Annotated in this window: 7 protein-coding genes; 5 read left to right on the top strand and 2 right to left on the bottom strand. The window is 53.6% G+C overall.

Features of this window, described 5'->3' with window-relative positions:
- Window positions 1–178: 178 nt before the first annotated feature.
- Window positions 179–934 carry a DUF5020 family protein gene (locus HMPREF0673_RS10330; RefSeq protein ID WP_007901939.1) on the bottom strand — a complete coding sequence of 252 codons (756 nt, stop codon included), beginning with the start codon at window positions 932–934 and terminating at the stop codon, window positions 179–181.
- Window positions 935–1,091: 157 nt separating this feature from the next.
- On the opposite strand from HMPREF0673_RS10330, the gene HMPREF0673_RS10325 reads away from it, so the two are divergent.
- From HMPREF0673_RS10325 to lpxA, 5 genes are all read left to right on the top strand, one after another.
- Window positions 1,092–2,540: a CCA tRNA nucleotidyltransferase gene (locus HMPREF0673_RS10325; RefSeq protein ID WP_007901937.1), complete on the top strand. Its 1,449-nt coding sequence runs from the start codon at window positions 1,092–1,094 to the stop codon at window positions 2,538–2,540.
- A 294-nt stretch (window positions 2,541–2,834) separates the two neighbouring features.
- Window positions 2,835–4,037, top strand: coding sequence for an efflux RND transporter periplasmic adaptor subunit (locus tag HMPREF0673_RS10320; RefSeq protein ID WP_007901930.1), 1,203 nt, complete (start codon window positions 2,835–2,837; stop codon window positions 4,035–4,037).
- 111 nt (window positions 4,038–4,148) lie between these two features.
- Complete coding sequence (locus HMPREF0673_RS10315) at window positions 4,149–7,400, top strand: efflux RND transporter permease subunit (protein WP_007901928.1); 3,252 nt, start codon at window positions 4,149–4,151, stop codon at window positions 7,398–7,400.
- A 5-nt stretch (window positions 7,401–7,405) separates the two neighbouring features.
- Entirely contained in the window at window positions 7,406–8,791 is a 1,386-nt protein-coding gene (locus HMPREF0673_RS10310) for an efflux transporter outer membrane subunit (protein ID WP_007901925.1), read from the top strand.
- Between the two features lie 72 nt (window positions 8,792–8,863).
- Window positions 8,864–9,637 carry an acyl-ACP--UDP-N-acetylglucosamine O-acyltransferase gene (lpxA, locus tag HMPREF0673_RS10305; RefSeq protein WP_007901923.1) on the top strand — a complete coding sequence of 258 codons (774 nt, stop codon included), beginning with the start codon at window positions 8,864–8,866 and terminating at the stop codon, window positions 9,635–9,637.
- Between the two features lie 12 nt (window positions 9,638–9,649).
- Here lpxA and HMPREF0673_RS14575 read toward each other — a convergent pair.
- The coding region (locus HMPREF0673_RS14575) for a hypothetical protein (protein WP_007901920.1) at window positions 9,650–9,934 on the bottom strand (285 nt) is incomplete at its 5' end.

Here is a 9,934-nt window from a genome sequence, read left to right as displayed (position 1 = left end):
AACTAAGCCTTTTTAGGCCTCTTTAAGCCTTGGGGTTTTGAGCTTAAGCCGTTCTAAGCCTTTTTAGGCCTCTTTAAGCCGTAGCTAAAGCTTAACCGAACTAAGCCTTTTTAGGCCTCTTTAAGCCTTGTGTATTCTCGAGCCCTCCCCGACGGGGAGGGTTGGGAGGGGCTTCCCTTTAGAAGTCCCACTTCATACCCAAGCAGGGGCGGCACTTAAATCCGCCGGTAGAGCCGAAGTTGTTAGAGAGTTCGATCTCTGTGCCGAGGCTGAGGTTGTTGCAACCGAAGTGCTGACCAACGTTGTACCAGAGCTGCGGCTCGGTGATGAACACGGTGCTTCTCATTTCGCACATGCCGTCGGCTGTGTAGTCGACCGCGTGGTTCTCCCACCAGAAGTCGGCGAAGCCGTCGAACTTCAAGCCCTTCACACCGAAGATGTCGTTCAACGCCCACGCTATGGTGAACTGCATAGGCAGGTCAGAGTCCTTCTTCTGAATGTTCTTGTAGAGTGCCTTGAGGTTGAGCGTGTTCTTGAAGTCGTCCGAGTGGACGAAGTAGTCGAGACCTACGAGCCAAGCGTTGTTGATAGGGTAGGAGCGTGTGATACCACCGTTGTACTCTACGTGGAGCGAGAGGTTCTTGATGGCAGACTTCTGCCAGAAGTTGAGGCAGCGTGCAATCTCGAAGTAGGTGCCGCCAGGAGCGAGGTTCGGACCCTTCACGTGCTGGTCGTAGTTGAAGTCGTGGTCGATGAAGAAGTAGGTGTTACCCCACTTGTCCTGCTTGAACATCTCAAGCGTAAGCGTTACAAACTCGCGGTCGCTACCGAAATCGTAGAACAACTGTGCGTTAACCTGTGCCTTTGCCTTTGTTGCACCGAGGCAGAGCATGGCAATGAGGAACAGTGTAGAGGCTGTCTTTTTGATTTTCATTGTCTTTTGATTTTATACAATAATATTATTAATAAGAAATTTAGTGCTATCCTAAATTGAACGCAAAGGTACAAATTTTCCGTCAATACACCTTAAATTCTGTAAAAAACCGTAACTTTGCACTTGATTTGCATGTAATAATCAGGATTTTATACGTATGAAGCTATACACAGATGCCGAATTGGCACAGATTCTCGACAAGAAGATATTTCATAAGATAGGCGAAGTGGCAGACGCGATGGGCGTAGAGTGCTACCTCGTGGGCGGCTACGTGCGCGACATCTTCCTCGAACGTCCGACGAACGACATCGATGTGGTGGTCGTGGGCAGTGGCATCGAGGTGGCAAAGGAGTTGCAGAAGGCACTTGGCAAGAACGAGAAGACCGGACGCTGGCGCGCCCATCTCGCCGTCTACCGCAACTTCGGCACGGCGCAGATAAAGTTCTACGACACCGAAGTGGAGTTCGTGGGCGCACGCCGCGAGAGCTACGACCGCGGTTCGCGCAAGCCCGTGGTTGAGGACGGCACGCTCGAAGACGACCAGAACCGCCGCGACTTCACCATCAACGCCATGGCGGTATGCCTGAACAAGGCGCGCTTCGGCGAACTGGTCGACCCCTTCGACGGCATCTACGACCTCGAGGACGGCATAATACGCACACCGCTCGACCCCGATATCACCTTCTCCGACGACCCGCTGCGCATGATGCGCTGCGTGCGCTTCTCGGCTCAGCTGAAGTTCTTCATCGACGAGGAGACATTCGACGCGCTCGGACGCAACGCCGAGCGCATAAAGATAGTGAGCGGAGAGCGCATCGCCGACGAGCTGAACAAGATAATGAAGACCCAGCAGCCCTCGCGCGGCTTCGTGGAGCTGCAGCGTTGCGGACTGCTGCAGCTCATCATACCCGAGCTGGCTGCGCTCGACGTGGTGGAGACACGCAACGGCAAGGCGCACAAGAACAACTTCTACCACACACTGGAGGTGGTGGACAACGTGGCGAAGCGCAGCGATAACCTCTGGCTGCGTTGGGCGGCTCTGTTCCACGACATCGGCAAGACGCGCTCGAAGCGTTGGGAGCCCGCCATCGGCTGGACGTTCCATAACCACAACTACTTGGGAGCGAAGATGATTCCGGGCATCTTCCGACGCATGAAGCTGCCGATGGATGCCAAGATGAAGTACGTGGAGAAGATGGTAGACCTGCACATGCGCCCCATCGTGATAGCCGATGAGGAGGTGACCGACTCGGCTGTGCGCCGTCTGCTCAACGACGCGGGCGACGATATCGACGACCTGATGATGCTCTGCGAGGCTGACATCACGAGCAAGAACGAGGTGCGCAAGAAACGCTTCCTCGAGAACTTCCGCATGGTGCGCGAGAAGCTCACCGACCTAAAGGAGCGCGACTACAAGCGTCTGTTGCAACCCGTCATCGACGGCAACGAGATAATGCAGATGTTCAACTTGCCGCCATGCAGGCAGGTGGGTGAGCTGAAGCAGTATCTGAAGGACGCTGTGCTTGACAACCGTGTGGCTAACGAGCGTGAGCCACTCATGCAGCTGCTGATGAAGAAAGCCGAAGACATGGGACTTACGCAGTAGTTTAGCACCGATGAAGTGCCACTTTCGCATTGACGAAGTGGCACTTTTGCATTGGTAAAGTGCGACTGCAGTATTGGTCAAAATAGAAACTAATATATTGAATAACGCGTAACGAGAAATAAAAGTTGTTAAATGTACGCGTGTTGTCGTTACAACTTATTTACATATTTAGTAACTTTGCACACAGAAAACTTAAACGAGCGGTTTAGTTTTCAGGGGTGCACCCCCTGTCAAAAGCAAATAGTAAAGTACGTATATATATTAATAAGGTAAAAATATTTATTAGAAATAGGTATGAAAAAAACAAAGATTTTATTGGTTGCAGCCTTAGCTGCAGTGCTCGCCTCATGTGGTGGCGGAAAGAGTGGCGGAAAGCCTAACTTCGGCGACAACGAATACGCTGTGCGCACAGTTCAGGGTCAGGATGCAAACTTGCAGACCACCTATCCGGCATCTATCAAGGGTGTGCAGGACGTGGAGATTCGCCCGAAAGTGTCTGGCTTCATCACCAAGCTTTGCGTGAAGGAAGGCCAGTCGGTTAAGGCTGGTCAGCTGCTGTTCGTCATCGACAACGTGACATACGCCGCAGCTGTACGTCAGGCAAAGGCATCAGTGAACGCCGCTAAGGCACAGCTCAACACCGCAACCCTCACATACAACAACTCGCAGAAACTCTTCAAGAACAACGTTATCGGTTCGTACGAGTTGCAGTCGACAAAGAACGCAATGGAGAGCGCAGCAGCCCAGCTCGCTCAGGCAGAGGCAGCATACGTATCGGCTAAGCAGAACCTCAACTTCTGCTTCGTGACCTCTCCATCTAACGGCGTTGTAGGCGACCTGCCTTACCGCGTAGGTGCTCTCGTAAGCGCATCGTCGCAGCAGCCCCTCACAACCGTGTCTAACAACTCTACAATGCAGGTTTACTTCTCTATGACAGAGAAAGACCTCCTGGAGATGAGCAAGACACAGGGCGGCGTACACGCTGCCGTTGAGAACTATCCGGCTGTGAAGCTGCAGCTCGCCGACGGCTCTATCTACGAGCACCCGGGCAAGGTGGCAGCCGTGAGCGGCGTTATCGACCCGACAACCGGTACAGTGTCTATGCGTGCCGACTTCCCCAACCCTGAGCACGTGCTCAAGAGCGGTGCGTCAGGCTCTATCGTTGTGCCTCACATAGCCTCTTCGGCTGTTATCATCCCGCAGGATGCTGTGGTTCAGGTGCAGGACAAGTACTTCGTTTACGTAGTAGGCAAGGACAACAAGGTGAAGTACACACCGGTGACCGTAAACCCGCAGAACGATGGCAAGAACTATATCATCACCTCTGGTCTTAGCGTAGGCGACCGCTTCGTTGTGAACGGCGTGTCTTCGCTGCAGGACGGTATGGACATCAAACCGCTCACAGAGGCTCAGTATGCTGAGAAGCTGAAGAAGACAGAGGAACTCGGCGAGGCTCAGGGCGACCTTGGTAAGCTGAAGAAGGCATTCGGAAAATAAAGAATTCAGAAGTTAAGAGCTCAGAAGTTAAGCCAATAGCACATATTAAGAAGCTTGACATATGGCTTAACTCCAGTATTCTTAACTTCCTAACTCCTAAATTTTAAACAAATGAAATTAGATAGATTTATCCTACGCCCGGTACTCTCCACCGTGATTTCTATCCTGGTGGTCATCCTGGGTGTGTTAGGTTTGGTGTCGCTGCCTATCGAGCAGTACCCGAACATGGCGCCGCCTACCATCATGGTGCGTGCAGCCTACACCGGTGCCAACTCACAGACCGTGCTCAACTCGGTGCTCGCACCACTTGAGGAGTCGATCAACGGTGTGGAGGGCATGACCTACATGACATCTTCTGCCACCAACGACGGTTCGGCTTCAATCACCGTATTCTTCAAGCAGGGTATGGACCCTGACATGTGTCAGGTCAACGTGCAGAACCGCGTGTCGCAGGCATCAGCGTTGCTGCCAGCCGAGGTAACCAAGGCTGGTGTGACGGTGATGAAGCGCCAGTCGTCAACCGTTATCCTCTTCGGTCTTACAGCCGACGACGACCGCTACGACGACGAGTTCCTCACCAACTATGCCAACATCAACGTCGTTCCGGCTATCAAGCGTGTGAACGGTGTGGGCGAGTGCCAGTGCTTCTCGCAGAAAGACTACACCATGCGCCTCTGGATCGACCCTGTGAAGATGAAGAGCTACGGCTTGATTCCGACCGACCTCACCGGCGTACTTGCACAGCAGAACATTGAGGCTGCGCCGGGTTCGGTGGGCGAGCAGTCTGACAACCAGTACCAGTACACCTTCCGCTACAGAGGTCGTCTGCAGACACCGGAGGAGTTCGGCGACATGATTATCAAGTCGACAAAGGACGGACAGACCATCCGCGTTAAGGACGTAGCCCGCGTAGAGATGGGTGCGCTGTCATACACCGTAGAGTCGAAGAACAACGGCAAGCCGTCAGTAACAATGATGGTGACACAGACCGCCGGCTCTAACGCTACCGAGATTGCCACAAACATCAAGAAGCTCCTCAAGGAGCAGGAAGCAGCAATGCCTCCAGGCATCCACTTCGACATCATGCAGGACGTGACAGAGTTCCTCTTCGCCTCAATCGAAGACCTTATCAAGACACTCTGCGAGGCGTTCATCCTCGTGTTCATCGTGGTGTACATCTTCTTGCAGGACACTCGCTCTACGCTCATCCCGTTGATTGCGGTACCCGTGTCGTTGATCGGTACATTCTTCTTCCTCTACGCGTTCGGCTTCTCGCTCAACCTGCTTACGCTTGCCGCCCTCGTGCTTGCCATCGCCATTGTGGTCGACGATGCCATTGTGGTCGTCGAGGCAGTACATGCCAAGCTCGACCTCGGCTACAAGTCGGCTAAGCTCGCGTCAATCGACGCCATGAACGAGATTTCGGGTGCCATTATCTCAATCACCCTCGTTATGGCTTCGGTGTTCATCCCAGTGTCGTTTATGGGTGGTACGTCAGGTGCGTTCTACCGCGAGTTCGGTATCACCATGGCTATCTCTATCATCATCTCGGCACTTAACGCCTTGACCCTTTCGCCGGCTCTCTGCGCCATCCTGCTGAAGCCGAAGGACGAGGAAGGCAAGGAGCGCAAGATGTCGATGGTAGACCGCTTCCACGCATCGTTCAACGCCGCTTACGGCAAGGTGCAGGAGAAGTACACCAAGGGTGTGCGCCGCCTCGTAGAGCGTCCGTTCATCGCTATCGGCACAGTAGTGGTGGCTATCGCTGCTATGGCTGTGCTCATGGGTACGACAAAGACAGGCCTCGTGCCTGACGAAGATACCGGCACAGTGTTCTGTACAGTGTCAACACCTCCGGGCACCTCTATGAAGAAGACCAACGAGGTGATGGATCAGGTAGACCGTATGCTCGCTACCAACCCGGCTATCGCCAGCCGTATGCGTATCACGGGCTACAACTTCATCGCTGGTCAGGGCTCTAACCAGGGTACATTCATTGTCAAGCTGAAGAGCTTCGAGGAGCGTCAGAAGATGGAAGGACCGCTGAAGTACATCGGCGTACACAACCTCGGCTCTACAATGGTGCTCGGTATGATATACAAGCAGACCGCAGCCATCAAGGGTGCGCAGATCCTCGCCTTCCAGCCGCCTATGGTGCAGGGCTTCTCTGCAACCAACGGTATGACCTTCTCAATGCAGGACCGCACGGGTGGCGATGTGAACAAGTTCTTCGACATCACACAGAAGTATATAGCTGAGCTCAACAAGCGTCCAGAGATTTCGAACGCCATGACCTCGTACAACACCAAGTACCCACAGTACAAGATTGATGTTGACGTGGCTAAGTGTAAGCAGAGCGGCATCGACCCATCGACAGTGCTCACCACAATGCAGGGCTACTACGGCGGTATGTACGCTTCGAACTTCAACGCCTACGGTAAACTCTACCGTGTATATATCCAGTCGGCACCGCAGAATCGTGCAGACCTGAAGAGTCTGGACAATATCTACGTGCGCACCTCGGCAGGCGAGATGGCTCCTATCAAGGAGTACGTGAACCTCAGTCGTGTGTATGGTCCGCAGGAGATTGACCGCTTCAACCTCTTCACCTCAATCAACGTGAACGCATCAGCAGCTGAGGGCTACTCAACGGGCGACGCTATCAACGCTATGGCAGAGGTGGCTAAGACCTCGCTGCCAGCAGGCTACACCTACGAGTTCTCGGGCTTGACACGTACCGAGCAGGAGTCGTCAAACTCTACAGCTATCGTGTTCGTGCTCTGCTTGACCTTCGTTTACCTCATCCTCTCGGCACAGTATGAGTCGTATGTTCTGCCGTTGTCCGTAATCCTCTCCATCCCGTTCGGTTTGGCAGGAGCCTTCCTCTTCACCAACATGTTTGGTAAGAACAACGACATCTACATGCAGATTGCGCTCATCATGCTTATGGGTCTTCTCGCCAAGAACGCCATCCTTATCGTGCAGTTCGCCCTCGAACGCCGCCTGACAGGTATGGCTATCTCTTGGTCGGCAGTGCTCGGCGCTTCAGCCCGTCTGCGTCCTATCCTTATGACCTCGTTGGCTATGATTATCGGCCTGTTGCCGTTGCTCATGCCGTGGGGCGTAGGCTACAACGGTAACATGACACTCGGTGCGGCAGCCGTAGGCGGTATGCTCATCGGTATGCTCTGCCAGATTATGGTAGTGCCGGCGTTGTTCTTCATCTTCCAGACACTGCAGGAGAAGATTAAGCCTATCGAGTTCGAGAACGACACAGCAGATGTAGACACCGAGATACGCCAGTACACCAACCCGTACGTGGCAGGTGCGCTGCAGGATCAGATTGAAAAGACTTCAAAATAAGACAGATGAACATGAAAAAGTTAATGCTTCTCGCCGCTGGCGCATTGCTGATGACCAGCTGCGGAATATATAATAAGTACGAGCGTCCGGAGGTGAACACCACGGGCCTCGTGCGCGACGTGCAGAGCAACAGCGACACACTCGCAGTAAGCGACACAACAAGCTTCGGCAATCTCGCTTGGCGCACCGTGTTCACCGACCCACAGCTGCAGTCGCTCATCGAGCTTGGCTTGCAGAACAACACCAACATGCTCAACGCCGCGCTCAACGTGAAGATGGTGGAGGACCAGCTCATGGTGGCTAAGCTCGCCTTCGTGCCCGGCTTCACCTTCTCGCCGCAAGGCACCATCGCTTCGTGGGATGGCAACCCCGCTACGAAGACCTACTCGCTGCCTATCACAGCGTCGTGGAACATCGACCTCTTCGGCAACCTTCTCAACCAGAAGCGTTCGGCACAGATGGCACTGCTTGCCACGAAGGACTATCAGCTCGTAGTGCAGACAAAGGTCATCTCGAACATTGCCAACATGTACTACACACTGCTCATGCTCGACAAGCAGCTGCAGGTGGTAGAGAATATGACAAAGCTCACAGAGGAGACGCTGCGCATTATGAAGCTGCAGAAGGACTTCGGACGTGTGCGCGAGACATCAGTGCAGAGTGCAGAGTCGAACTTCTACTCGGTTCAGGCTCAGGGCACAGAGATAAAGCGTATGATACGCGAGACGGAGAACTCGCTCTCGCTGCTGCTCGGTCAGCAGGCGCAGACCATACAGCGCGGCTCGCTCGAAGAGCAGTCGCTGCCTACGGAGTTCTCTACCGGCATCGGCTTGCAGCTGCTCGCCAACCGTCCTGACGTACACTACGCTGAGATGTCGCTCGCGCAGTGCTTCTACGACGTGAACACCGCTCGCTCACGCTTCTACCCAAGCATCACAATCTCGGCAACGGGTGCCTTCACCAACTCTGGCGGTATGGGCATCGTGAACCCAGGCAAGTGGCTGCTCTCGGCAGTAGGCTCGCTCGTGCAGCCTATCTTCGCTCACGGTCAGCTCGTGGCTGGCTTGAAGGTGGCTAAGTCAAAGCAGGAGCAGGCTTTCAACACATGGCAGAACGCAGTGCTCTCAGCCGGCTCTGAGGTGAGCAACGCCCTCGTGCTCTACAACTCATCGGCAGAGAAGAGCGCACTGGAGGCTAAGCAGGTGGAGAGTCTGAAGAAGAACGTGGAGTACAACCAGATGCTCTTCAACGACGGCTCGGCTACATACCTGGAAGTGATCACCGCGCAGCAGAGCCTGCTCAATGCAGAGCTCTCAAAGGTGCAGGACGACTTCAACAAGATGCAGGCTGTGGTTAACCTCTACTATGCGCTTGGTGGAGGAAGATATTAAGAATGTTGAATGTTGAATGTTGAGTGTTGAATTATTCAAAACTCAAAACTCACAACTCAAAATTTAAGAATTATGATTAGTGAAAAAGCATATATAGCTCCGGGTGCTAAGATTGGCAAGAACGTTACAATCTATCCGTTCGCCTACATCGAGGACGACGTAGTGATTGGCGACGACTGCATAATCTATCCTTACGTGAGCATCATGCGCGGCACCGTAATGGGTCGTGGCAACAAGGTTTATCAGAACACAGTGCTCGGTGCAGAGCCGCAGGACTTCAACCATAAGGGTGAGGCTACACGCCTCGTCATCGGCGACGAGAACATCTTCCGCGAGAACGTGGTTGTGAACCGCGCCACATACACCGACGGTGAGACACGCATCGGCAACCGCAACTTCTTCATGGAGGGTGTGCACATCTCGCACGACACGAAGGTGGACGACTACGTTACGTTCGGCTACGGTACGAAGGTGGCAGGCGACTGTGAGGTTCACAGTGCCGTGATCTTCTCTTCTGGTGTCATTGTCAACTCGAATGTGCGCATCGGTGGTGCGTCGATGGTGACGGGCGGTGTGCGCATCTCGAAGGATGTGCCTCCGTTCATCGTGGCTACTGACAATCCCGTGCGCTACGCCGGTGTGAACGAGTCGCTGCTGAAGTCGTCGGGCACAAACGAGAAGGTAATCAACCATATCGCTAACGCTTACCGCCTTGTGTTCCACGGACAGACAAGCGTGTTCGACGCAATCAACCAGGTGAAGGAGCAGGTGCCTGCTGGCAAGGAGATAACGGCTATCGTAAAGTTCCTTGAGAGCACTAAGCTGGGCATCATCAGCAAACTGTAAGTCTCTACGGCTTCAGGGCTGGTTCAGAATATTTGTAACATCAAAACACCACACATATATTTCATACCTTTTATATATTAGTGTTGTTATTTCAATGAAAGCGGCAAGGTCGACGGGATGCCAACCTTGCCGTTGTTGTTTATAGATGGTGAGGTGGTGAGGTGTTGAGATGGTGAGGTGGTGAGATTTGATGTTGAGGTGGTGGAATGTTGAGGTGGTGAGAAAAGCATCCGCGTCGACCGTTACGAGCATCAGCGTCGGTCGTTGCGGATGTCTGCGTCGACCGTTGCGGATGTC

The sequence above is a fragment of the Leyella stercorea DSM 18206 genome, from assembly GCF_000235885.1.
Lineage (GTDB): Bacteria > Bacteroidota > Bacteroidia > Bacteroidales > Bacteroidaceae > Prevotella > Prevotella stercorea.
This window is presented reverse-complemented; position numbering and strand designations above follow the sequence as displayed.

Bases quoted from the DNA above. Each gene is read 5' to 3' on its own strand.
- HMPREF0673_RS10330 (WP_007901939.1), bottom strand. From the start codon at position 934: ATGAAAATCAAAAAGACAGCCTCTACACTGTTCCTCATTGCCATGCTC.
- HMPREF0673_RS10325 (WP_007901937.1), top strand. From the start codon at position 1,092: ATGAAGCTATACACAGATGCCGAATTGGCACAGATTCTCGACAAGAAG.
- HMPREF0673_RS10320 (WP_007901930.1), top strand. From the start codon at position 2,835: ATGAAAAAAACAAAGATTTTATTGGTTGCAGCCTTAGCTGCAGTGCTC.
- HMPREF0673_RS10315 (WP_007901928.1), top strand. From the start codon at position 4,149: ATGAAATTAGATAGATTTATCCTACGCCCGGTACTCTCCACCGTGATT.
- HMPREF0673_RS10310 (WP_007901925.1), top strand. From the start codon at position 7,406: ATGAACATGAAAAAGTTAATGCTTCTCGCCGCTGGCGCATTGCTGATG.
- lpxA (WP_007901923.1), top strand. From the start codon at position 8,864: ATGATTAGTGAAAAAGCATATATAGCTCCGGGTGCTAAGATTGGCAAG.